Consider the following 22,450-nt stretch of genomic DNA (forward strand, 5'->3'; position numbering starts at 1 on the left):
GTTCAATTCTACACACCTGCAAAAGATCCGCGATTGGCCTGTATGCTGAGTGCATTCAGTCCAGTATTCGTCGAATCTATGTTCGTCGCCGCTGTATTAAATGACCTTTGATGGACAAAAACTGCCAGCATCCATTATCCAACAGGGAGGAATTCCGATGCACTCTAGGCGAATAGAGAGTTTTCTTGGCTTCAGCGCCGGGCTCATATTTTTGATGTCCGGCTTGGCTGCGCCGGCGATGGCGCAAGACGAGGTGACTGTCGATCGTGACTGGCCGTTCTACAACAACGATTTGCTCGGTCAGCGTTTCTCGCCCTTGAAGGAGATAAACAAGACCAATGCGGCGAACCTGAAGGAGGTTTGCTCCATCAAAGTCCAGGAAGGTGGGGCGTTTCAGGCCTCGCCAATCGTTGTGAACGGCACGATGTACGTGACGACGGCGCGCGACACCGTCGCGATTGATCCCGCAACCTGCAAAGAGAAATGGCGCAACAAGTTCCTTTCGGCCGACGACGATGTTTTTCCCAACAATCGAGGCGTCGCCTACGCTAATGGCCGCCTCTTTCGGGGGACAACGACAGGGGCTTTCTTCGCGATTGATGCCGAAACAGGAAAGCAGCTCTGGATCGATCAGATCGGCAATTCCAAGATTGGCGAATTCGTATCGGCTGCTCCGGTAGCCTGGGGCGGATTGGTGTTCACGGCCATCGCGGGTGGCGACTGGGGCGTGCGCGGACGTATCATGGCATTCGATGCCGAAACCGGCCGCGAGGTCTGGCGTTTCAACACCATCCCCACTGGCTCCGAGTTCGGCGCCGACACCTGGAAGAACGGCAAATCGGCCCTGACCGGCGGGGGTGGCGTGTGGTCAACCATGACGCTCGATGTCGGCACGGGCGAACTTCTTGTCCCGGTCGGCAACCCTGCTCCGGATATGAATGCCGAGTATCGACCCGGCGACAACCTTTTCACGAACTCGATCGTGTCGCTGGATGCCCGGACCGGAAAACTCCTTTGGCATCACCAGCACAAAAAGAACGACAGTATCGATCACGACATGAGTGCCGCACCGACAGTCTTCCGCGATCCCAACATTCGTGACATCATCGCCTATGCCGGCAAGGATGGGCAGCTGGTCGCGCTCGATCGCAATACAAAGGAGAAAATCTACACCACCCCGGTAACCACCGTTGAGAACATCGACGCGGTGGCTACCGAGAAGGGTGTCCATGTCTGCCCCGGTCTCAACGGCGGCGTCGAATGGAATGGCCTCGGCTACGACCCGAAGCAGAACACGTTGTTCGCGGGCGCCGTGGACTGGTGTTCCGTTTTCAAGAAGGGACCAGCCAAATACATTCAGGGTGACCTGTTTTTCGGCGGCGAGGCAGTCATGGACGAAGCCGCAGCCGGCTGGGTCACCGCCGTCGACGCGAGCAATGGCAAGGTCAAATGGAAGTACAAGACCGAGAAGCCCGTTGTCAGTGGCATCACGCCCACAGCCGGCGGCCTGGTTTTCGCCGGCGACACGTCGGGCAAATTTTTCGCATTCGATAGCGAAAACGGCAAACCGCTCTACACGCAGGAAACTCCCGGGATGATCGCCGGTGGCGTCATCACCTATTCCATCAAAGGGAAGCAGTATGTTGCCTTCACCTCGGGCAACGTTTCCCGCCTCACCTTCGGTGAATTGGGCGACCCCACGGTCATAGTGTTGGCGCTGCCGAACTAGGATCTCTTATTGATGACCCCTCCGCCGGTTGCTGCTTTGCACCGGCGGAGTTCTTTGATGGAATGGAGTGCTTCTGATGTCCCTTCGCAATTCTCGTTCGTTGACATCGCCCATGTTGGCGACGCTAGCCTGCTTCATGTTTGTCCCGGCCGCTTTCGCGGATTCCGGCTCTGCCATCTTCAAACGCTACTGCAGCGTCTGCCACAGTGTCGAAGAAGGAAAGAACAAGATCGGACCAAGCCTCGCTGGCGTCGTCGGTCGACACTCTGCGTCGATCGACAACTTCAGCTATTCCTCCGCAATGAAAGGGCTTGGCGTGGCTTGGACGCCGGAGAATCTGGACAGGTTCCTCACGCGGCCAGCGTCGATGGTGCCGGGGACAATGATGGCGTTTCCTGGCGTGAAGAAGGACGATGATCGCAAAGCGTTGATTGAATATCTCGCCAATCCTGGAAACTGATGGCGGCAAGCACGGCGATCGCAAAGCCGGCTGGCCCGCCCCCCGGGACTGCGGGATATCTTGAACCTGGCTTTCGCGCCAGGTGCCAGGAGGTCTTGTCGAGTTGCAGCGCAAGCCTCAGGGGCCGTCCGCTGGTCGACACTGTTAGACCAGGACAACACCATACGCCCACAAGACTCTTGCCTTTCGGTCGATAATCAGACAATCCTACCAATTGGGAGGAACTCTTAGTGCGATTGCTCGTGGGCCTGAGCGGCAACCTCAATAGACCGTCCCGGACGCGCGTCCTGGTCGAAGCCATCGCTTCGCAAGTCGTATCGCGCGGCGGTTGGCGCAGCGAATGTTTCGACGTGCTGGACGCCGGCCCCGCACTTGGCGCTACCTTTTCCAAGGAGGTCGCCGCGCCCGAGCACCGCTCGATCTGGGACAAGATTGCCGCTTGCGATGCGATCGTCGTCGGCTCTCCTGTCTACAAGGCCAGCTACACCGGGCTTTTGAAGCATTTCTTCGATTTGCTCGAACCAACGCTTTTGACGGGCAAGCCCATCATTGTCTGCGCCACGGGCAAGGCGCCGCACCATGCACTGATGATCGATCACCAATTCAGGCCGCTTTTTGCATTCTTCGGCTCCTGGATTGTGCCTACCGGCATTTTCGCGACCGACGCCGATTTTCAATCGCCCGAAAATCTCAGCGACGGGCTGAGAGTCAAAATTTCGAAAGCCGCCGAGGAGCTCAATTCCCGTTTCGGCAATGAACTGAACTCGCCAACGCTCGGTTAGTCTGAGGAGGAGGAAGAATTGCCACCTGAACATAGCGATCCGCACGCAGCGAAGCTGCCCTACTACTATCCGTTCCAGTTCGGAGACGCCGAAGTCACCGTCGTTTCAGACGGGCCGCTGGAGCTTGGCGACCCCGGGCAAAACTTCCTCGGTGTGACGTCGTCAACCGTCAAGGACATGCTCAAGCGCAACTTTCTCAGAACCGACACCGTCGTGCTCGAACAGAATGCGCCCATCATCAAGATGAACGGCAGGACCATTTTGTTCGAAACCGGAATGGGAACGTCCAAGATTTTCGGCCAGACGACGGGCCGCCTGCTGAGGAGCATGCGGGAAGCGGGCATAGATCCAGCCGAGATCGACGCCGTGGTCCTGTCTCACGCCCACATCGATCATTGCGGTGGCGTTTGTGCAGAGGACGGCACGCCCAATTTCCCGAACGCGCAAATCTACATCAGCCAGCGCGATTTCGAGGACTGGACCGACGGCTCCTCCCTGGGCGATGGCTTTCGCGTCCAGGTCGAAAATGCAAGACGCAATCTGCTTCCCGTTCGTGATCGTATCGTCTTTTATCAAGATGCGGAGGAGTTCCTGCCAGGCGTGCAGGCCATCCATGCCCCCGGTCACACCATGGGCCACCATTGCTTCCTGGTGACATCCGGGCGCGAGCAGTTTTGTTTCCTGGGCGATCTCACGCACCATCACGTGCTGCTGTTCGAGCGGCCGTGGATGGAGTTCAAATACGACATGGACCCCAAATTATCGGCGCGGTCGCGTACACGCGTGCTGGATATGCTGGCGACCGACGGCATCCAGGTGATGTCGTATCACTTCGCCTGGCCGGGGGCCGGCCACGTCGCCAAGGAAGGCGACGGCTTCCGCTACTTCCCCTCTTCAATGCAGCTGATCGCCGCTTGACGGCCACTACAGGATTTTTGACGTGAAAATTCGCTCCGCCATCCTTCGCCAATCCGGCCTAGCCAAGCCCTATGCCGACTCCCGCCCGCTCGAGCTCGTCGAGGTCGAGCTTACCGCCCCCGGCCCCGACGAGGTGCTGGTGAAAATCATGGCGGCCGGCGTATGCCACTCGGACCTGTCAGCCATCAACGGTGATCGGCCGCGGCCCCTCCCCGTCGCCCTTGGCCATGAAGCCTCCGGCATTGTCGAGGAAGTCGGCCCGGGCGTCACCTCGGTCGCGCCTGGCGACCACGTCGTGATGTCCTTCTTGCCGATCTGCGGCGAGTGCTCCGCCTGCGCCGAAGGCCGAGCCAGCCTGTGTGGACCAGGCTACGCGGCGAATGCGGCCGGCACACTTCTGTCAGGTCGGCGCCACATCGTCTGCGAAGGCGTGGAGATCAACCATCATTCCGGTGTCTCCGCCTTCGCCGAATACGCTGTCGTGTCTCGAAAATCAGTCGTCAAGATCGATCCGGATCTGGATCTGGTGCACGCCGCTCTGTTCGGTTGCGCTGTCATGACCGGGGTTGGCGCGGTGATGAACACCTGTCAGATCAGGCCTGGCGACAGCACCGTGGTGGTCGGTCTGGGCGGCGTGGGTTTGGCGGCAATCCTGGGCGCCGCAGCAATCGGTGCATCCCCGCTGGTAGCAGTCGACATGTTGCCGGCGAAGCTCGATCTCGCCAGGGAGCTTGGCGCCACGCACGCCTTTCTCGCCTCGGATCCGGACATTGTCGAGAAGGTCAAGGAGGCCACGCGGGGAGGGGGGCGCTATGTCCTGGAGATGGCGGGCTCGGCCCGGGCCTTCGATCTTGCCTACCGGCTTACCGGCCGCGGCGGCATGACGACAACCGCCGGCCTCGCCAACGTCAATTCCCGGTTCGAGATATCACCCCTGCCGCTTGTCGGCGAAGAACGCACGATCAAGGGAAGCTATATGGGGTCCTGCGTCCCATCGCGCGATATCCCGCGCTATATCGGCATGTTCAAGGCTGGCAGGCTCCCTGTGCAAAAACTCTTGTCGGGCACGAGTCCGCTGGAGGATATCAACGCCGTGTTCGATCGACTCGATCGGGCGGAGGTCATCCGGCAGATCCTGCTTCCTCACGGCAACCCCTGACGGCGGGCACCCCGCACTTTGGTCTGGATTGCCGGGCCGTTGCATGGGCCCGGCGCCGCGCTTGTTGATCGGGCAGGTTTGCCTGCGGCGCTATTTTCTCAAACCGCAGGCATTGAGGAGATTGTCGTAGATGCGCCTGCTCACTGCATTCATCTGCGGCATCTGAGGATAAGCCTGGGCAAGAAACTGCCGGTAAAAGTCCGGGCCGCCATAGTTCTCTAGAAGCGCGGCATAATTCGGGATGGACGCCCAGGTGGCCATTGTCTGAGGCGAGACTTCGGCATGGAACTGCGTCCCGATCGCATGATTGCCGACGGCCGCCGCCTGCACGGCCGATCGGGGGGACGAAGCAAGCCCAACGGCAGCAGGGGGCAGTCGAGTGACCTCGGCCAGATGCCACTGAATTACCTTTTGTTTCTGCGGAACGCCGCGCATGAGCGGATGAGCGAGGCCAGCCTCAGTCAACTCGATGTCGAAAACTCCGATTTCAGACTCGCTGGCAAGGGCGACCTGCCCGCCCAGCGCGTCGCACATGAGCTGATAGCCGAGGCAGACGCCGATAAAGGGGTTGGCTCGATCCAGAATCCATTCACGGATGGCCTGCTTTTCCGCCGCGAGCCAGGGGTATTCGGCTGTCTGCCATGTATCCTGCGGGCCACCGAGCACAAAGAGGAGATCGTACGAGGCCAAGCCGGGGATTTGCTGCCCTTCCCAAAGGCGGACCGTTTCCGGGAGGATTCCATCCTCCGCAAAGAAGTCCAGGAAGCGGCCGGGATGGTCGCAGGTCGCATGCTGTAGAACGAGAGCTCGTTTCATGATGGCTGTTCAGCGGATGCCAGACTCAATGCAGGATCTGGCTAAGGAACAGCTTGGCACGTTCCGTCCCGGGATTGCGGAAGAAAGCGTCCGGGGCGTTCTCCTCGACGATTTGGCCTTGGTCCATGAAGATGACGCGGTCCGCCACCTGCCGCGCGAAGCCCATCTCGTGCGTAACGCAGAGCATGGTCATCCCCGTCTGCGCGAGATCGACCATGGTTTCCAGAACTTCCTTGACCATTTCGGGATCAAGCGCCGATGTCGGCTCGTCAAAGAGCATGATCTTGGGGTTCATGCACAGTGCCCGAGCGATGGCGACGCGCTGCTGCTGGCCACCCGAAAGCTGGCCAGGATACTTCCGCGCATGGTCCGGGATCTTCACGCGCGACAGAAAGCCCATCGCGGTGTTCTCAGCTTCCTTCCTCGGCATCTTGCGCACCAGCATGGGGGCAAGCGTGCAGTTCTCGAGCACCGTCAGATGCGGAAAGAGGTTGAAGTGTTGGAAGACCATGCCGGCTTCGCGACGAACCTCGTCGATGCGTTTGACATCGTTGGTCAGCGCAATGCCGTCGACCACTATGCTTCCCCGCTGGTGCTCTTCCAAACGGTTCATGCAGCGGATCAGCGTAGACTTGCCCGAGCCAGACGGCCCGCAGACCACGATGCGTTGTCCCCGATTGACAGTGAGATTGATGTCCCGCAGGACATGAAAAGCGCCGTACCACTTGTTCATTCCAGAGATTTGAACCGCGATGTCGCCGCCCTCGACAATGACTTTGGTTGGCTCTGCCATGACTTTCTACGTCCTGTGACCGGTGTGGAGCCTGCGCTCCGTGAAAATCGCATAGCGTGACATGCCGAAGCAGATCGCCCAGTAGATCAGCGCCAGCACAAGATAGCCGGTCGGGGCGGTCGCCGGCGTCGCCCATGCGGCATCGCGCAATGAGGCCTGGGCGTTGCCGAGAAGGTCGAACAGACCGATGATCAGCACCAGGGTCGTGTCTTTGAACAACGCGATGAAGTTGCCAACGATGTTGGGAATGGCGATCCGAAGGGCCTGCGGCAAGGTGATGTGGGTCATCGTCTGCCAATAGGACATGCCGAGGGCCATGGCGCCTTCCTCCTGTCCCTTGGGGATGGCCTGGAGCCCGCCGCGTATCACCTCGGCCATGTAGGCTGCGGAGAACAATGCCACGCCAACCAACGCTCTCAGGAGTTTGTCGAAGTTCACCCCAGGTGGAAGGAACAGCGGAAGCATGACACTGGCCATGAACAGGACGGTGATCAGCGGCACGCCGCGCACGAGCTCGATGAAGGTGACCGAGACGATCCTCAGGATCGGTATTCTGGATTGCCGCCCCAATGCCAGCAAGATACCGAGAGGCAGCGAGGCTGTGATACCCGTGACTGAGACCACGAGTGTCAGCGAGAGGCCGCCCCACTCCGACGTCCCGACCGGTAGCAGTCCGAAATCCAGCTCAAGCACCAGCATGGCCGCCAGGACGCCGACAAGCAGCATGCCCCAGCCGATGGATCGGGCTTTGCCGGGACGTCCGCCTGCCGCTATCGCCGCCCGGATCGAAAAGAACGCGGATGTGCTCAGCAAGGCAAATACGGACCATCGCGACACCGCCCCTGACACACCAGATGTCGAAGCCGGCCCGGCAAAGTATGAGGCAAGCCACACGAGCGCGGCGATCCCCGCGAACAACAGGCCGAGCCTGTTGGAGGCAAAGCCTTTTTCGATTCCCAACGCGGAAAACGGGATCAAGGCGGCGGCCAGAAGCATGACGGCCACCACAGATGCGTAGCTCGCCGGCGCGAAGTCAAAATTCCCCCCCGTTAGCATCACGAACGTGAACAGAGGGAACGCGATCAAAAGGACCAGCGCGTTTGCCAACTTGTAGGGCAGGTTTGGCATCAGCATGGGGACGAGCAGGATCGCGCCGACCAACATGCATACATTGATGCGCCAACGTTCCGGGATCGGATAGAACCCGTAGATCCACTGGCCGATCTTCTCCGCGACGAAAGGCCAACAAGCGCCGGCGGCTCCGCCCTCGTTGGGCAGGCAGGCCGAGCGGTCTGTTCCAGACCAGGCAGCATCGATCAGCGCGAATTCGATTGTGCGCCAGGCAAGCAGAAGGATCAGCCCACCCAGCAGCACTGTGACGATGCCGCTACCAACCGAGCTGAAATAGTTCTGCTGAAGCTGTCGCCACTTGCCTGTCATCTCGCCAGGCGGTGGCAGGCGCGGCGCCTCTTCGGTGCGCACGAACGCAGGCGGGCCGTGAGGTCTGTCCATGACTATCGCTCCACCAGCTTCACGCGAGCATTGAACCAATTCATGAATGCCGACGTGACGAGGCTCATGGACAGATAGACCAGCATCCAGATCGACACGACCTCGACAGCCTTCCCGGTCTGGTTGAGCACCGTGCCGCCCACCGCGACCAGATCGGGATAGCCGATCGCAACGGCCAGCGAAGAGTTCTTGATCACGCCCATGTAGATCGTCGCGAGCGGGGGAATGATGACGCGCATGGCCTGCGGTACGACCACGCGAGACAGCGTATGGTGTCGGCTCAGACCAAGCGCTTCCGCGGCCTCCGTCTGCCCCTGCTTCACAGCCTTGATGCCGGCGCGCACTGCCTCGGCGATGTAGGTCGCCTGGTAGATGGATAGCGCCAGGAAGAGCGCAATGAGTTCTGGCATGACGACGAGACCGCCCGAGAAGTTGAAGGCGGTCTTGGTCGGAAATTCGAAGGTCACGGGAAAGCCGGCTACCAGGAGCCCGATGAGCGGCAGCACAACAAGAGCCGCCATGGACGTCCAGAAGACCGGAAAGGGTCGCCCCGTTTCGTCCTGGCGTCCGAGCGCCCAGCGCCGCAGCACCAGGATGGCGACCGCAGCGAGGATCAGGCCGATCAGTCCGTAGGACGCCCCCTCCCCGAAGATCGGCCGCGGCAGCATCAGGCCGCGGTTGGACAGATAAAAGAGATCGGCGACGCCGTAGGCATTGCGCGGTGCCGGCAGTACCTGCAGGACGACAAGCGAGTACCAGACGAATATCTGCAGCAGCAGGGGAACGTTGCGAAAGAATTCGATATAGACCGTCGCCACGCGTGCCGCGAGCCGGTTTTTCGACAGGCGCATGATGCCGACCACGAAGCCGAGAATCGTCGATGCGACGATGCAAAGGATAGCGATCAGGGCGGTGTTCAGAAACCCGACAAAAAGCGCCCGGCCGTAGCTCGCACTGCTGGAATAGGACACCAGCGTCTGCACGATGTCGAATCCGGAACTCCTGCCCAGAAACGAGAATCCGAAGCCCTGGTTCATGCGTGAAAGGTTCGAGATCGTATTCTGGACGATTCCCCAGCCCAGTATCAACAGGGCGGCGACGACGGCGAGTTGGATCAGGAAGGCCCTTGCCTTCGGATCGTTCCAGATCGGTACTTTTTCGCCAGGACGATCAGCCTCGACCACATCCGCCATTTTTCGATCCCTCCCCGGCTATGTCCAAGGCTCATGCCGCCGGGTACCGCCGGCGTGCGGAACGAAGGGCGAGACCAAGGGCCCGCCCTTCGGGTTCGCAGAATGGTTTCTCAGCGGATTGGCGGGGCGTATTGCAGGCCGCCATCCTTCCACAGGGCGTTTACGCCGCGTGCAATGTTGAGCGGCGTGCCGGGGCCGACATTACGCGCGAATATCTCGCCGTAGTTGCCGGCGCCCTTCACGATGCGGGCGACCCAATCTTCTTCGAGCCCGATTCCCGGACCAAAGCCCGGCGCTGAGCCACCCTCGTCGGCAACGCCGAGAACGCGGCGGATTTCCGGATTTTCGGACTTCTTCATGTCTTCGACATTGGCCTGAGTGATGCCGAACTCTTCGGCATCGAGCAGTGCGAAATAGGTCCATTTCACGACGCTGAACCAGGCGTCGTCACCCTGTCGCACCACCGGCCCCAGTGGCTCCTTCGAGATGATCTCAGGCAGGATGATATGCTCGTCAGGAGACTTCAGCGCACTGCGCTCTGAGTAGAGGACCGAACTGTCGGTGGTAAGGACGTCGCAGCGGCCTTCGTCATAGGCCTGGCGCAGTTGGTTCTGATCCTCGATGACAACGCCCTTGTAGTTCATGTGATGTGCCTTGAAATAGTCGGTGACGTTGAGTTCCGTCGTCGTGCCGGGCGCAACACAGACCGCGGCGCCGTCGAGCTTCAGCGCCGAATCCACACCCAAAGACTTGCGCACCATAAAGCCCTGGCCGTCGTAAAAGGTCGTGCCGGCGAAGAGGAACCCCATCGAGGTGTCCCGGCTCATCGTCCAGGTCGTCGTGCGCGAGAGAATATCGATCTCGCCAGATTGCAATGCGGTGAAGCGGTCCTTGGCGGACAAAGGCGTGAACTTTACCTTCGTCGCGTCGCCAAAAATCCCGGCCGCCACGGCACGGCAAAAGTCGACATCGAGCCCAACCCAGTTGTTCTGCGCATCCGGTAGCGAGAAGCCTGCAGTGCCTTGGCTGACACCACATTGCACGAAGCCCTTCTTCTTGACCTCATCCAGAGTACCGGCGCTGGCTTGTGCCGCAAGCAGCGCTGCACCGGCGCCCAGGAGCACCACCCGGATCATGTTCTTCATCTGAAATTCCTCCTTTTTTGCCTTCGCAGCCGGCGGCGCGAAAGACATCTCCATCCCTGGCGGTAAGCAGAGCCCGTCCCGACCCGCAATCGCGGGCGAGAAGAATGACTTAGTAAGATTGACTGCTAATCCGACAATTTTCTGTATCGTATACTACAGACCGCGTCAATGTCGGTATCGACGGCCTAGCCTTTTTAGGATCTGCCTCAGTTGGGATTCACGCGTTGCTGGATGGGCCTGCGCGATCACCGTGTCTGTAAGCAGCGCCCGTCAGACGATCTCCACCGCGTCGGCCCAGCCCCGGCGAACGGGAACAAAACGGGAGATCACACCTGGATCGTGGCCGGGCAGGATAAGGCCGGTCGCACCGGCGAGTTGCCGCAGGCTGCGATAGCCCTCCAGGACGTCCTCATAGTCGGCGAACATCGGGAAGACCTTGCCGTCATCGAGATAACGCTCTAGGTGCAGGGCGTCCGAGGCGATGACGATAGCCCGTGACTTGCTTTCGACGCGAACCACTTGCAGTCCACGCGAATGTCCCCCGATCTTGTGGACGCTGAGGCCGGCGGAAAACTGGAAATCGCCGTCATGGAAAACCATGCGGTCGTCATATACGAGGCGAATGGCCCGGGTGACGTCATTGACCGAAAAGGGCCGGCGCATCCGGGGGTGACACATGCACCGCCCGGTCGCATAGCGCATTTCCGCATCCTGCAGATGGAACCTGGCATTCGGAAACGCATCGAGATTGCCGGCGTGGTCGTAGTGAAGATGCGTGAGGATCACGTCAGACACAGCTTTTGGATCGATGCCGAGTTCCCGCAGGCAATCGACGGGGTGCATTATCAGCCTGCGGCCGCGACGGGCTCCCTCCTCCGGCTCAAAGCCCGTATCGACGATGACATGTTTGTCATCCTTGGTAGCGACCCAGATAAAGTAGTCGAGCGCGCCGATCGCATCGTGAATATCGGGGTCAAGCTCCAGATGCGCTGCCGACAGCTGCGCGGTTGCATATCTGATCGCCACAACGCGCCATTTCGAAGTCATTTCGCACCTTCCCACCAGCGCACCGCGGATCCCAGCCGAAACGTATCCTCGTCCCCTGCCGGATAAAGAAAAAAGGCGCAGGCTTGCGCCTGCGCCTGAGTTGGGGAGGATAGAAGCGCCTTGATGGCTGTTTCAAACGAGCAGGCTCTTGATGGCAACCCGGGCATCAAGCGACGAAATGATTGCCGATTGAGGAGCCGCCATCCACTGTTAAAATGCTTCCAGTCGCGAAGCGCGAACGATCACTGGCCAGGAACAAGATGGCTTCGGCGACCTCGTCCGCCTGACCCATGCGCTGCATTGCGGCGCGCGCGTCGTATTGCTTCCTCAGGCCTTCCGGATCCGAGGCCTGCTGGAATATCTTGGTGAAATAGGGCGAGTCTATCGTTCCGGGCGCGACCGCGTTGACCCTGATATTGTCCCTGGCGTGATCGAGCGCCATTGCGCGCGTCAGTGCGGAAACACCACCCTTCGACGCCACGTAAGCGGCGCGGTTGGCGATGGCGGAAACCGCCGTATACGACGTGGTGTTGACGATTGTACCGCCGCCTTGCCGCTGCATGATCGGCACGACAAACTTGCTGCACAGAAACATGCCCTTGAGGTTGACCGCCATCAGGCGATCCCAATCCTCCTCCGCGATCGACACCACGGTGCCCGTGAAGCCGAAACCGGCATTGTTGACCAGGACGTCGATACGTCCCCACCTGGCGAGTACGCCATCGACCATCGCCGACACCTGCCCGGATTGCGACACGTCGCAGGCAAAGGCGGACGCATCGCCGCCGATTTGCCGGGCGGCATCGTTGGCGGTCTCCAGATTGACGTCGGCAATGGCGACCTTGGCGCCGTTCTTGGCGAACAGCATCGAAGTGGCGAGCCCGATGCCACTCGCGCCCCCGGTCACGATGCAAACCTTACCCCGCAAATCCATCAGTTTTTCATCCATGCCATTTTCCCAGCGCCAGGCGCGGGGGCCGCTTATGATCCTCAGCGCCAGACTCAACACCTATCAGACAATCTGTCAATCATAAAACTGACTCAGCCATGCCCGCCGAACAGGAGTCCACTTTTCCGCTTGGGCGTTCGCTCTGCCCCAGAGCAGCCCCCGGCAGAAGTCAGCGCGCGTCAACCGGCGCGTTTTGCGGCAAGATGCCTGCGGCCTTCAGATCGACCCAGAACTCTCTCGGCGGCTTCTTCGATGCCGTCGCTAAATTCTGGGTGATCTCCTTCACGCCTTGCGCGCCGAGCACAACGGTCGTGACAGCTGGATGCATGCTGACGAAGTCGATCGCGGCGGAGGCAAGATCGACGCCATGCCTGTCGCAGACCGCTTCAATTGCCTTGACCTTGTCCAGCACCGGCGCGGGTGCGGCCTGGTAGTCATAGGTGTTGCCGCTTCCCTTCGTTCCGGCGGCAAGAATTCCCGAATTGAAAACGCCGGCAGCCAGGACGGACACCTGCCTTTCCTGCAACTCGGCAAAATCGGCAAGCAGCGGGACCTGGTTGAGGAGCGTGTAACGCCCGGCGATGAGCGTACAGTCGATCCGGAATTCCCGGGCGACCGTTACCACCGATTCGGTCTCGTTCACCCCCAGGCCCACGGCCGAAACTGCGCCGGTGCGGCGCAACTCCTCCAACGCTCTGTAGCCACTGTCGCGGATCTGACGCCAGTAAGTGTCAGCATTGTCTCCGTGCCAGGCGCGGCCGAGGTCGTGCACGAGCAGGATGTCGATATAATCGACCCCCAACCGTTGCTGACTATCCTCGAACGAACGCATGAAGCCGTCATAGGTGTAGTCGTAAGTATCAAGGAAGGGCAGCGGATCGATCCACTCGATGCCGTAGACCGTGTCAACCTTCTTGACCCGGCTGACCGGCTTCAAAACGCGACCGACCTTGGTGCTGATGACGACGTCGTTCCTGACGCCCAGCTCCCGCAGCGCATGACCGAGATAGTATTCGGCCTTGCCGAAACCATACATCGGAGCGCAGTCGAAATACCTGACGCCGCCCCTGAAAGCCGTGTCAACGACGTCTTCGAATTCGGCATAGCTGACTTTTGTCTTGAATCCCGACAGCGGCACGGTGCCCAGCCCTATCGACGTCACTTCGACACCGGTTGTCCCGATCTGCCGCTTCTGGAACCCACTCATTGCTTTTTTCACGCTATTGCGGGGAAAACGATTGCTCGCTGCATAATGTCCGGACGTCCCGTGGCTGAACCAAGGGCCTGTTCGCTGATCTGACAATCAGCGACAGGCTCGCGGCATCAGCGAACTGATTTGGCAGCTATCCTAAGGCGGCGTCCCTGGGTGGACGCCGCCCGCGAAAACGTTGATCAGCCTGGGCCACGCTCGAAGCGTTCGACGCCAGAAATCTGCGGCATCCATGGCTGTGCTTCTTCACACCACACCTCCACGGTGGGTTTGAGCATGCTGGTGTCGTTTAGCGTGCCTGCCTTGATGAAAGCCTTGCCAGGGAATCCAACGCAACGGCTGACGATTGGCGAACCGCACCGCCCGCAGAAGAAGCGATTGACGTCGAGCCCGCTGTCGGCGCGCGTGATGTACTTCTTGATGGTATCGCCGACAATCTTCAGATCGTCATCGTCAACGCAGACAAAAATCGAGCCGCTGCCGCCGGCCTGGCGTTGGCAGGCCTTGCAGTGGCAAAAGCCGACAACATCCGGCTCACCATCATAGTGATAATGAACCCCCTCGCAGTTACATTGCCCTTCCAGATGCATAACTCTCTCCCTTGTCTGGATTTCGCTGGAAAACTATCGTCTCACCTGGGCAGCGGCGTAGCCCGATCCTGGATCTGGCGGCCGCAACCGCCCTATTTGTGGATCATCACGGTCTTGCTGTTGGTGTGGGAGGCAAGCCCTTCGCCACCGTGCTCGACACTGAGACCGGATTGCTTATGGCCGCCGAATGGCGCGTTGATCGGGTGGTTCTGCCCCTCGTTGACCCAGACATTGCCCGCGTCGATCCGATTGGCGACGGCCTGCGCCTGTACGCGGTCCCGGCCCCAGATGGTGGCACCCAGGCCAAAAGGCGTGTCGTTGGCCTTGGCAATGACCTCCTCAACGCTCTCGTAGGCGATGATCGGCACAATCGGACCGAAAGGCTCTTCCTGGACGATGCGGCTGTTTTCGGGAGGATTGTCGATTACGGTAACGGGGACGAAATTCCCTTTCGAGTTAGGGTCGATGTCGCCGCCGACCGCGATCTTGTAGCCATTGGCCTTCACATCCGCGAACATGTCGACCAGCTTGTTGAACTGCATCCGGTTGTTCACCGGGCCAAGCGCGCTGCTCGGATCCATGCCGTCGCCCACCTTTTGCTGGCTGGCATATTCGGCGAACGCCTTGACGAAATCGTCGTGGAAGGACCGATGCGCATAGATGCGCTTGGCGGCAATGCACCACTGGCCCGAATTGCCGAATGCGGTCCAAAACACGTTCGGCACGATCGATTTCCAATCCGCGTCAGGAAGAAGAATCGCGGGATCGTTGCCCCCGAGCTCAAGCGTAATCCGTTTAACGGTGCCTGCGCCCGAAGCCATGATGCGCCTGCCCGTTTCAGTCGAACCCGTGAACGTAATCATGCCGACATCTGGATGCTCGGTAAGCAGCTTACCGAGATCATTGCCCCCGGTGACGATGTTGAAGACACCTGGCGGCAGGATCTTTGCCGCGATTTCGCCGATCTTGAGGGCGCACAGAGGCGTATAGGGTGAAGGTTTCAACACGACCGTATTGCCCGTGATCAGTGCTGGAACCGACTTCCAAAGCACATGGAGGTACGGATAGTTCCAGGGAATGATGGCTCCGACCACGCCAAGCGGCGTACGCCGGACCTCGACACGGTGCTCATCGGTATCTTCGATAACCTCAACATCAAGCCTGCTCTTCACCGTCTTGGGGATCCACGGGTTTGCCAGATTGACCTCGAAATCCGCCTGACTGTGGCGCGGTTTCCCCTGCTCCAGCGACAGCAGCGTGATGAACTCTTCCTTCTGGGCGTCCAGTGCTTCGTAAAGCCTGACGAGGAAGGCCTCGCGCTGCTCCCAACTCAGCGCGGCCCAGGCTGGGAAAGCACGCTTGGCCGCGGCGACGGCGGCATTCAACTGATCGGTGCTGGCGTCGGGCGCCTTGGCCAGGACTTCGTTGTTGGCCGGATTGAGGACATCGAAAGTATCGTTGGATACGACGATCTTGCCGTCGATCAGCAGGCCATAGGGAGCAGCGAAATCGGCTGTCGCCGATGTTTGCAATGTATCCATGATGGGTCTCCTCGTTAGTCTCGTTGCTGGAAAGCGGTAGCGCGGCGATTTCCGCCAGACGCGACATGGTCTCAGATGGTGCGGCCGCCATCCACCGGCAGCAGCACGCCCGTGATGAAGTCCGCGGTCGCGAGATAAACGGCTGCCTCGGCGACATCGCTCGGTTCGCTCAGGCGCCCCATCGGAATGGTGTCGATGAATTTTTTTCGGTTTTCCGGCGTGTCCGGAGCGCCCAGGAATTGCTCCAGCATGGCAGTGGCGCCAATTACCGGGCAGATGGCGTTCACCCGAATTTTCCAAGGCGCCAACTCAATCGCCAGTGCCTTGGAGGCCAGGTTGGTCGCACCTTTCGAAGCGTTGTACCAGGTGGTGCCAGGTCGAGGACGGATGCCTGCCGTCGAACCTATGTTCAGCATCACGCCGCCGCCATTGTCGCGCATCAGAGGCACGACCGCGCGAACCATGTGAAAGATCGATTTCACATTGACATCGAACACGCGATCGAAACTGGCTTCGTCGACATCAAGCACCGAGCAGGTGCGGTGTGTGTAGCCCGCATTGTTGACAACCACGTCAGGAACGCCGAAGTGCGCGGTTGTCTGGCCAACCATCGCCTCGATGTCCTGGCTTGACGTAACGTCGACCTTCACGCCAATCGCGGATCGGCCGATGGAGGCGGCAACCTCCCGCGCCTTGTCGCCATTGATATCGGCTACCACCACCTTGGCTCCCAAGACAGCGAACCTGCGAGCGATCGCCTCGCCGAAGCCGCTGGCGGCACCGGTGATCACCGCTACCTGGTCTTTCAACTCCATCTCCATCCCCTACACATCCGAACCCCACTTCGGACAAAGCCGTCCACGTCCGATCGCGAAACGGGCTTTGAAAGCCAGTTCCCCGAATCGGGTGTCAGCCAGGCCGCGCGGAACCTCCCAAACCGTAGCGATTGCTACAGTTCATTTGTGTAGCGAACGATACTGACAGTCAAGCCTTAAACGGCGACGGGAGGAGAAACTCAGCGGAGGGAGAAGGTGAAATGCAATTTCCCATTGCGAACGGCGCCAAATCTGGCCGTTCGAGACTGGCGCAAGCCGGCCAGTCCAGATTTTGAACCTGACTAAGCCGACGGCAGCTGGTCCTGCGCCTGCGAGGCACAAGAACCAATGTTCCGTCCGGCAGGGAAGCTGGTCCCTGCTTCGCGTTTCCTAAGAGCGTTAGTGCCTGGGCGATGCCGGGAGCAAGACCATCGCAGTGGCCGCAATGCGATCCAGCTCCTCTCGCGACGCTCCATCTCGCGCCAGCAGCGACATCCCCTCCAACATCGCGTTGAGAGTGGACGCCAGCGCATCAGTGTCTGTAGCCTTTGGCAATTGCCCGTCTGCAACTGCACGCTCAAGCCGTGTGAGGAAGCAGTTACGACCTTCATGGCGAAGCGCCTTTAGGGCCTCGTTCACTTCCCGGCCTTCAGCCGACACGTTCGTGGCCGCGAGAATGACAAGGCAACCACATGGCGCATCTTGAGAGGTCAGGATGCGGGCCGCGTCATGGAAGAAGCCACTTATAGCCTCCGTGACATCAGCCCCTTGATCCATCCCATCCCACGTCGCGTCCCAAAAGACGGTCTCGTAGTGATGAACGGCCTCCATGAACAACTGCGCCTTATTGCCAAAGGCCGCGTACAGGCTTGGCGGATTGATCTCCATGGCAGTGCAAAGATCAGCGATCGTCGCCGGCTCATAGCCCCGCTGCCAGAACACACTTAAAGCCCGGTCGAGAGCTGCGTCGCGATCGAAGCTTCGCGGCCGTCCCTTGCTGCGGTGAGGAACAATGGTTGCCATATGATTACACGCTGTCGATTCCGCCGAAACTCCGATCTAAAGGATGCTCTGTTAGGCTGCAACGTCGAAATTATCGCCAATAGTGATCAGATCGACGACCAGGACCGCTCAAGACTTGCCCTGTTTGGTGAGTGCCGCCCCCGGTCACGGATGCCAATCCACATCGTGCCGACCAACGGATTCCGTTGAAAGCCCCGGCGCTGCCAGTCCGCTTCGCCTTCATACGGAGCGGCATGCTCGCCGCGTCCGCATGAGGTTCGGGTTCTGCCACAACACCCGGTCAACCTTGCGGCCGGTGGGATCAGCCTTCATACATATGGAAGACCTTGGCAATGATTTTCCATTCTCCGTTCTGCTTGAGAAGGGTGTGGAAATCGGTGTAGTCGGCGCCGATCGCGTCCTTTTCCATGTCCACCCGGACAACGGCGGTCGATGGCGTGATCGACAGAATGTCCAGGCGAACCTTGATGTCCGGTGCCTTGCCGTTTGAATCGACAAAGTCGTAGAGATTCTTGATCGGCCCGCCAAGCAGCTGACCGTTGGTAAAACCGTACATCACCGCTTCTTTGTGGAAGCCCTCCGCAACATCCTTCGAGCTGCCGATTTCCAGGCCGTCGACATATTTCATGACCTGCGAAACGACGGCGTCATAATCGCTCGTCGGCACGGTCTTGATATTCTTGGTCACTGCAGTCATTAGATTCCTCCGTCCAACCATGAGATACTTGACCGAAAGCGCGGGTTGCCGGCTGTTCGCGATCCGCAAGTCGGTTTGTAGCATCCGCTACAGAATCGTAATCTGCTGACAGTTGTGTGAGGCGTCAAGGGTTTTCTGACGTGCACGCAGACAATCTTACCATTGCGACTAGAATCGCGTCGTGAGCTGTCAGTGCCGTCATACGGGCAACGGCTACGGCACCACCTCCGAGACAAATGCGCGGATGAGTGGCAGACGAACAGATGTTCGCTGCCAGATGACGCCTATCTCGCGCATCGGGGCATCCGGGAGCGGGACGCGCTCCACCGACACGCCCTGCGGCCAAGGCGGAGCCCAGTCCGGCACGATGGCGACCCCCAGTCCGCGAGAAACCATGATGACGATGGCCTCGAGGGAATCGAGTTCATATTGCTCGTTTGGGCGGATGCGTTGCCGGCGAAGATACTGATCGACGATGCGTCCACCCCAATGGTTGCGGTCATAGCGAAGGAAGGGCTCGCGCCGCAGGATCGATTGCGGGTCTCGGACTTCCTGGCGAGACGCTGTGATAAGCAGCAAACGTTCTTTACGCAGTTGGGCCCAATYAAGCGATTTCGGAAGGACGAAGTGCGGCTTCACGACAAAGGCTGCGTCAAGGCCGCCTTCAGTCACCAGCGCATACAGATCCCCCGATGTGCCCGGAACAAGGTAGAGTTCAATACCTGGGCGATTTTGGCGAAGCCGAAGCAGGATATCGGGGAGCAGGCCGGTCAAAGCGGTCTGGATCACACCGATCCTCAACAGCCCCGTCTCCTGATCGGCTGACGCGGCCGCTTTGAGATCATTTTCCAGGGCAAGGATGCGTTCGGCATCCCGGACAATAGCGTTGGCTGCAGAGGTCGGCTGCATCGCCTGGCCGGAACGACGGACCAGCGGCTGGCCGATCTCGTCTTCCAGGGCTCTCATCCTCTGGGTGACGGCTGACGGCGTGATGTTGAGCCGACGCGCAGTTTCCGCGATAGAGCCCGTTTTGACCACGCTCAGAAAGGTGCTGAGAAAGCGCGTTTCCATCGACAGTTTTCCTGAATAATGAAAGCGAAGAAACACATATTCTCTTAAGGGGTGCGCTTGGTGTTGTATAGCCCGGACACAGTTGCCCCTACCCGATGCTGGGGTCGAGAGGATGTATCTCATGAACATGCCGGCGGCTTATTCGACCAGCTCCAATCGAGACTTTTCCCTGTCCCGACGCATGATGACAGTGCAGCCCTCACCGACAATTGCCATCACCAGGCTGGCGAACGAGCTAAGACGCCAGGGACGGGACATTATCGGCCTGTCGCAAGGTGAGCCCGATTTCGACACGCCGGAGCATGTGAAGGAAGCGGCCAAGGCCGCGATCGATACCGGCCAGACCAAATATACGGATGTCGATGGCACGCCGGAGATCAAGCGGGCCATTGTCGGCAAGTTCGCTCGTGAAAACGGCCTTTCCTACGATATCTCGCAGATCAGCGTCGGTACAGGCGGCAAGCAGGTGCTCTACAATGCGTTCTGCGCCACGCTCGATGATGGCGACGAGGTGATCATTCCGGCGCCGTATTGGGTTTCCTATCCCGACATGGTCCGTCTGGCAGGCGGCAAACCAGTCATCGTCGCCTGTGGCGAAGGAGACGGGTTCAAATTGACGGCGGAGCGTCTGCGTGAAGCGATCACGCCCCGGACAAGATGGCTGGTGCTCAATTCTCCGAGCAACCCGACCGGCGCCGGTTATTCCGCCACCGACCTGAGGGCACTCGCCAATGTTCTGTTGGACCATCCTCATGTGATGGTGATGACCGACGACATGTACGAGCATATCCGCTATGACGGCTGGGCGTTCTCGACAATCGCCGCCATCGAGCCAAGGCTCCTCGACCGCACGCTGACATGCAATGGCGTCTCCAAGGCATACGCCATGACGGGCTGGCGCATCGGCTATGCCGGCGGGCCTGAAAAACTTATTCGGGCGATGGCGACGCTGCAGTCGCAAAGCACCACCAATCCCAGTTCGATCAGCCAGGCCGCGGCCGTGGCCGCGCTTACCGGCCCCTTGGACTTCCTCACCGAGCGCAATGCCGTGTTCAAGACCAGGCGCGATCTGTGCCTTGCCGCGTTCAACGGCATCGAGGGCCTGAGTTGCCGAACGCCGGACGGTGCCTTCTACCTGTTCCCGTCCTGCGCCGGAATGATCGACCGCAAGCGGCCAGATGGTCGAGCCATAGAGACCGACGTCGATTTCGCGACTTTCCTGCTCGAGGACGCGGGTGTCGCGGTCGTGCCGGGATCAGCCTTTGGGCTCGCGCCGTATTTTCGGATTTCATTCGCCACGGCAACCGACAAGCTGCGCTCAGCCTGTGAGCGCATCGAGGAAGCCTGCGGCAAGTTGAGCCGCTGATAGCGCCATACTGGCGGAAGGATAAGCATCTTGGATCTTGGCATCAAAGGGAAAACGGCGCTGGTTCTAGGCGCTGGCGGCGGACTTGGAGGCGCAATCGCGAAGTCGCTTGCGCGGGAGGGCGTGCGCGTCGTGGTCGGCAATCGTTCTGCCGAAGGGGCAGAGCGGACGGCAGATGAAATCCGCAAGGCCGGCGGAGAGGCACTGCCGCTAGCCTGGGATCTCGGCGATCTCTCAGCCATCGAGAGCCGCGTGTCGCAGGCCGAGCGGGCCTTTGGCTCGATCGATATCCTCGTCAACAACACGGGCGGGCCACCGCCGTCGACCGCGGCGGGCCAGGATCACAGCCTGTGGTCGAGCCATTTCCAATCAATGGTCCTGTCCGTGATCTCTCTCACCGATCGTGTCCTGCCTGCCATGCGCGAGAAGAAATGGGGTCGCATCATCACCTCGACCTCATCGGGCGTGGTGGCGCCGATCGCGAACCTGGGCATTTCCAATGCGCTAAGGCTGTCGCTGGTTGGCTGGTCGAAAACGCTGGCGCGCGAGATCGGGCGCGACGGAATCACGGCCAACGTCATCGTTCCCGGCCGCATCGCCACCCCACGCATCACGTTTCTCGACCAACAGAAAGCCAAGCGCGAGGGCCGCGACGTCGAAGACGTCTCGGCGGAGAGCATCGCAACGATTCCCGTGGGTCGCTATGGCGAACTGGAGGAATATGGAGACGCTGCGACATTCCTGGCAAGCGCCCGCGCGGCCTACATCACCGGCAGCGTCATCCGTGTGGATGGCGGACTGATCGCCAGCATCTGATCCCTTGGAGAACGAACATGACCGACAAGACGCTACCCTATGACGAGAAGAAAGCCATCGCAGCGCTCAAGGGCGTAACCACAGCGACGCTGACCACTATCCTTCTGAAGAAGGGGCTGCGCAATGTCTGGGTCCGCGGCGCGAAGCCAATCAGGACCGGCCAACCGCGTATTGTCGGCCGTGCCTTCACGCTCCGTTTCGTGCCGGCGCGTGAAGATCTCGCAACGCCGGAAAGCTGGTCCTCGCCGATCTCCACTCGCGCGGCAATCGAGGCGATGCCTGAAGGCTGCATCGCCGTGGTCGACGCCATGGGCGTAACCGATGCTGGCATCTTTGGCGACATTCTCTGTGCGCGCATGGTCAAGCGAGGCGTGGCCGCGCTCGTGAGCGACGGTGTGGTGCGCGACGTGCACGGTGTTTTGGCGACCGGCCTGCCTGTATGGTGCAACGGTGTCGCGGCGCCGCCCTCGGTGGCGGGTCTCACTTTCGTCAATTGGCAGGAGCCCATCGCCTGCGGCGGCGTGGCGGTTTTCCCGGACGACCTGATCGTAATCGATGACGACGGCGCCGTGCTGATCCCCGCCAAGCTTGTCGATGAGGTGGTCGAACAGGGCATCGAACAGGAGAGGCTTGAGGGCTGGATCATGGGCGAAGTCGAAAAAGGAACGGCTCTTCCCGGGCTCTACCCACCGAATGCGGAAAACAAGGCTCGCTATGAGGCCTTCAAGGAAGGCAAGTGAGATTTGCGCTCGACCACTCTGTGACGAATGTGCACGTCGTAACCGCGATGGCATCGACAGGCGCCAATATCCGGATGT

The 22,450-nt window shown here is 60.0% G+C and carries 22 protein-coding genes; 8 read left to right on the forward strand and 14 right to left on the reverse strand.

All coding sequences use genetic code 11. The annotated features are described in order from the left end of the window. Window positions 1–100: 100 nt before the first annotated feature. The 5 genes from AC1DPX_RS22375 (at window position 101) to AC1DPX_RS22395 (ending at window position 5,048) form a co-directional block, all read left to right on the forward strand. Entirely contained in the window at window positions 101–1,729 is a 1,629-nt protein-coding gene (locus AC1DPX_RS22375; protein WP_477239643.1) for an outer membrane protein assembly factor BamB family protein, read from the forward strand. Window positions 1,730–1,805: 76 nt separating this feature from the next. Then, a complete protein-coding gene (locus AC1DPX_RS22380) occupies window positions 1,806–2,189 on the forward strand; it encodes a c-type cytochrome (RefSeq protein WP_477239644.1) in 384 nt (127 codons plus the stop codon). Between the two features lie 230 nt (window positions 2,190–2,419). Further along, a complete protein-coding gene (locus tag AC1DPX_RS22385; protein ID WP_477239645.1) occupies window positions 2,420–2,971 on the forward strand; it encodes an NAD(P)H-dependent oxidoreductase in 552 nt (183 codons plus the stop codon). Between the two features lie 18 nt (window positions 2,972–2,989). Beyond that, window positions 2,990–3,889 (forward strand): MBL fold metallo-hydrolase, encoded by a 900-nt coding sequence (locus AC1DPX_RS22390; RefSeq protein ID WP_477239646.1) that lies wholly within the window; start codon window positions 2,990–2,992, stop codon window positions 3,887–3,889. Window positions 3,890–3,911: 22 nt separating this feature from the next. After that, complete coding sequence (locus AC1DPX_RS22395; protein WP_477239647.1) at window positions 3,912–5,048, forward strand: zinc-dependent alcohol dehydrogenase family protein; 1,137 nt, start codon at window positions 3,912–3,914, stop codon at window positions 5,046–5,048. 90 nt (window positions 5,049–5,138) lie between these two features. Here the strand turns inward: AC1DPX_RS22395 and AC1DPX_RS22400 are convergent, their stop codons facing one another. The 14 genes from AC1DPX_RS22400 to AC1DPX_RS22465 form a co-directional block, all read right to left on the reverse strand. Beyond that, window positions 5,139–5,864 (reverse strand): type 1 glutamine amidotransferase, encoded by a 726-nt coding sequence (locus AC1DPX_RS22400; protein WP_477239648.1) that lies wholly within the window; start codon window positions 5,862–5,864, stop codon window positions 5,139–5,141. Window positions 5,865–5,889: 25 nt separating this feature from the next. Further along, window positions 5,890–6,657: an amino acid ABC transporter ATP-binding protein gene (locus AC1DPX_RS22405; protein WP_477239649.1), complete on the reverse strand. Its 768-nt coding sequence runs from the start codon at window positions 6,655–6,657 to the stop codon at window positions 5,890–5,892. 6 nt (window positions 6,658–6,663) lie between these two features. After that, the gene (locus AC1DPX_RS22410) at window positions 6,664–8,139 is read right to left on the reverse strand and encodes an ABC transporter permease subunit (protein ID WP_477239650.1); all 1,476 of its coding nucleotides are present in this window, start codon (window positions 8,137–8,139) and stop codon (window positions 6,664–6,666) included. A gap of 32 nt (window positions 8,140–8,171) precedes the next feature. After that, window positions 8,172–9,362: an amino acid ABC transporter permease gene (locus AC1DPX_RS22415; protein WP_477239651.1), complete on the reverse strand. Its 1,191-nt coding sequence runs from the start codon at window positions 9,360–9,362 to the stop codon at window positions 8,172–8,174. Between the two features lie 110 nt (window positions 9,363–9,472). Continuing rightward, window positions 9,473–10,507 (reverse strand): amino acid ABC transporter substrate-binding protein, encoded by a 1,035-nt coding sequence (locus AC1DPX_RS22420; RefSeq protein ID WP_477239652.1) that lies wholly within the window; start codon window positions 10,505–10,507, stop codon window positions 9,473–9,475. Window positions 10,508–10,777: 270 nt separating this feature from the next. Beyond that, complete coding sequence (locus AC1DPX_RS22425; RefSeq protein ID WP_477239653.1) at window positions 10,778–11,554, reverse strand: N-acyl homoserine lactonase family protein; 777 nt, start codon at window positions 11,552–11,554, stop codon at window positions 10,778–10,780. 166 nt (window positions 11,555–11,720) lie between these two features. Continuing rightward, window positions 11,721–12,503, reverse strand: coding sequence for an SDR family oxidoreductase (locus tag AC1DPX_RS22430; protein ID WP_477239654.1), 783 nt, complete (start codon window positions 12,501–12,503; stop codon window positions 11,721–11,723). Between the two features lie 169 nt (window positions 12,504–12,672). Next, the gene (locus tag AC1DPX_RS22435; RefSeq protein WP_477239655.1) at window positions 12,673–13,710 is read right to left on the reverse strand and encodes an aldo/keto reductase; all 1,038 of its coding nucleotides are present in this window, start codon (window positions 13,708–13,710) and stop codon (window positions 12,673–12,675) included. A 185-nt stretch (window positions 13,711–13,895) separates the two neighbouring features. Then, a complete protein-coding gene (locus AC1DPX_RS22440; protein WP_477239656.1) occupies window positions 13,896–14,303 on the reverse strand; it encodes a GFA family protein in 408 nt (135 codons plus the stop codon). Window positions 14,304–14,395: 92 nt separating this feature from the next. Further along, window positions 14,396–15,844: an aldehyde dehydrogenase family protein gene (locus tag AC1DPX_RS22445; RefSeq protein WP_477239657.1), complete on the reverse strand. Its 1,449-nt coding sequence runs from the start codon at window positions 15,842–15,844 to the stop codon at window positions 14,396–14,398. Window positions 15,845–15,915: 71 nt separating this feature from the next. Next, the gene (locus AC1DPX_RS22450; RefSeq protein WP_477239658.1) at window positions 15,916–16,659 is read right to left on the reverse strand and encodes a glucose 1-dehydrogenase; all 744 of its coding nucleotides are present in this window, start codon (window positions 16,657–16,659) and stop codon (window positions 15,916–15,918) included. Between the two features lie 399 nt (window positions 16,660–17,058). Then, entirely contained in the window at window positions 17,059–17,682 is a 624-nt protein-coding gene (locus AC1DPX_RS22455) for a TetR/AcrR family transcriptional regulator (RefSeq protein ID WP_477239659.1), read from the reverse strand. Window positions 17,683–17,983: 301 nt separating this feature from the next. After that, entirely contained in the window at window positions 17,984–18,463 is a 480-nt protein-coding gene (locus tag AC1DPX_RS22460; RefSeq protein ID WP_477239660.1) for a nuclear transport factor 2 family protein, read from the reverse strand. Between the two features lie 129 nt (window positions 18,464–18,592). Beyond that, window positions 18,593–19,450, reverse strand: coding sequence for a LysR substrate-binding domain-containing protein (locus AC1DPX_RS22465; RefSeq protein ID WP_477239661.1), 858 nt, complete (start codon window positions 19,448–19,450; stop codon window positions 18,593–18,595). 121 nt (window positions 19,451–19,571) lie between these two features. On the opposite strand from AC1DPX_RS22465, the gene AC1DPX_RS22470 reads away from it, so the two are divergent. The 3 genes from AC1DPX_RS22470 to AC1DPX_RS22480 are packed head-to-tail and all read left to right on the forward strand — an operon-like array spanning window position 19,572 to window position 22,372. Then, window positions 19,572–20,816: a pyridoxal phosphate-dependent aminotransferase gene (locus tag AC1DPX_RS22470; RefSeq protein ID WP_477239662.1), complete on the forward strand. Its 1,245-nt coding sequence runs from the start codon at window positions 19,572–19,574 to the stop codon at window positions 20,814–20,816. A 30-nt stretch (window positions 20,817–20,846) separates the two neighbouring features. After that, window positions 20,847–21,632, forward strand: a complete 786-nt coding sequence (locus AC1DPX_RS22475; protein WP_477239663.1) for an SDR family oxidoreductase — start codon at window positions 20,847–20,849, stop codon at window positions 21,630–21,632. Window positions 21,633–21,649: 17 nt separating this feature from the next. Beyond that, window positions 21,650–22,372 (forward strand): ribonuclease activity regulator RraA, encoded by a 723-nt coding sequence (locus tag AC1DPX_RS22480; RefSeq protein WP_477239664.1) that lies wholly within the window; start codon window positions 21,650–21,652, stop codon window positions 22,370–22,372. Window positions 22,373–22,450: the final 78 nt, after the last annotated feature.

The sequence above is a fragment of the Mesorhizobium sp. 01N446 genome (assembly GCF_056399285.1).

Bases quoted from the DNA above. Each gene is read 5' to 3' on its own strand.
- AC1DPX_RS22375 (WP_477239643.1), top strand. From the start codon at position 101: ATGACCTTTGATGGACAAAAACTGCCAGCATCCATTATCCAACAGGGA.
- AC1DPX_RS22380 (WP_477239644.1), top strand. From the start codon at position 1,806: ATGTCCCTTCGCAATTCTCGTTCGTTGACATCGCCCATGTTGGCGACG.
- AC1DPX_RS22400 (WP_477239648.1), bottom strand. From the start codon at position 5,864: ATGAAACGAGCTCTCGTTCTACAGCATGCGACCTGCGACCATCCCGGC.
- AC1DPX_RS22405 (WP_477239649.1), bottom strand. From the start codon at position 6,657: ATGGCAGAGCCAACCAAAGTCATTGTCGAGGGCGGCGACATCGCGGTT.
- AC1DPX_RS22415 (WP_477239651.1), bottom strand. From the start codon at position 9,362: ATGGCGGATGTGGTCGAGGCTGATCGTCCTGGCGAAAAAGTACCGATC.
- AC1DPX_RS22420 (WP_477239652.1), bottom strand. From the start codon at position 10,507: ATGAAGAACATGATCCGGGTGGTGCTCCTGGGCGCCGGTGCAGCGCTG.
- AC1DPX_RS22425 (WP_477239653.1), bottom strand. From the start codon at position 11,554: ATGACTTCGAAATGGCGCGTTGTGGCGATCAGATATGCAACCGCGCAG.
- AC1DPX_RS22430 (WP_477239654.1), bottom strand. From the start codon at position 12,503: ATGGATGAAAAACTGATGGATTTGCGGGGTAAGGTTTGCATCGTGACC.
- AC1DPX_RS22435 (WP_477239655.1), bottom strand. From the start codon at position 13,710: ATGAGTGGGTTCCAGAAGCGGCAGATCGGGACAACCGGTGTCGAAGTG.
- AC1DPX_RS22440 (WP_477239656.1), bottom strand. From the start codon at position 14,303: ATGCATCTGGAAGGGCAATGTAACTGCGAGGGGGTTCATTATCACTAT.
- AC1DPX_RS22445 (WP_477239657.1), bottom strand. From the start codon at position 15,844: ATGGATACATTGCAAACATCGGCGACAGCCGATTTCGCTGCTCCCTAT.
- AC1DPX_RS22450 (WP_477239658.1), bottom strand. From the start codon at position 16,659: ATGGAGTTGAAAGACCAGGTAGCGGTGATCACCGGTGCCGCCAGCGGC.
- AC1DPX_RS22455 (WP_477239659.1), bottom strand. From the start codon at position 17,682: ATGGCAACCATTGTTCCTCACCGCAGCAAGGGACGGCCGCGAAGCTTC.
- AC1DPX_RS22460 (WP_477239660.1), bottom strand. From the start codon at position 18,463: ATGCTACAAACCGACTTGCGGATCGCGAACAGCCGGCAACCCGCGCTT.
- AC1DPX_RS22470 (WP_477239662.1), top strand. From the start codon at position 19,572: ATGAACATGCCGGCGGCTTATTCGACCAGCTCCAATCGAGACTTTTCC.
- AC1DPX_RS22480 (WP_477239664.1), top strand. From the start codon at position 21,650: ATGACCGACAAGACGCTACCCTATGACGAGAAGAAAGCCATCGCAGCG.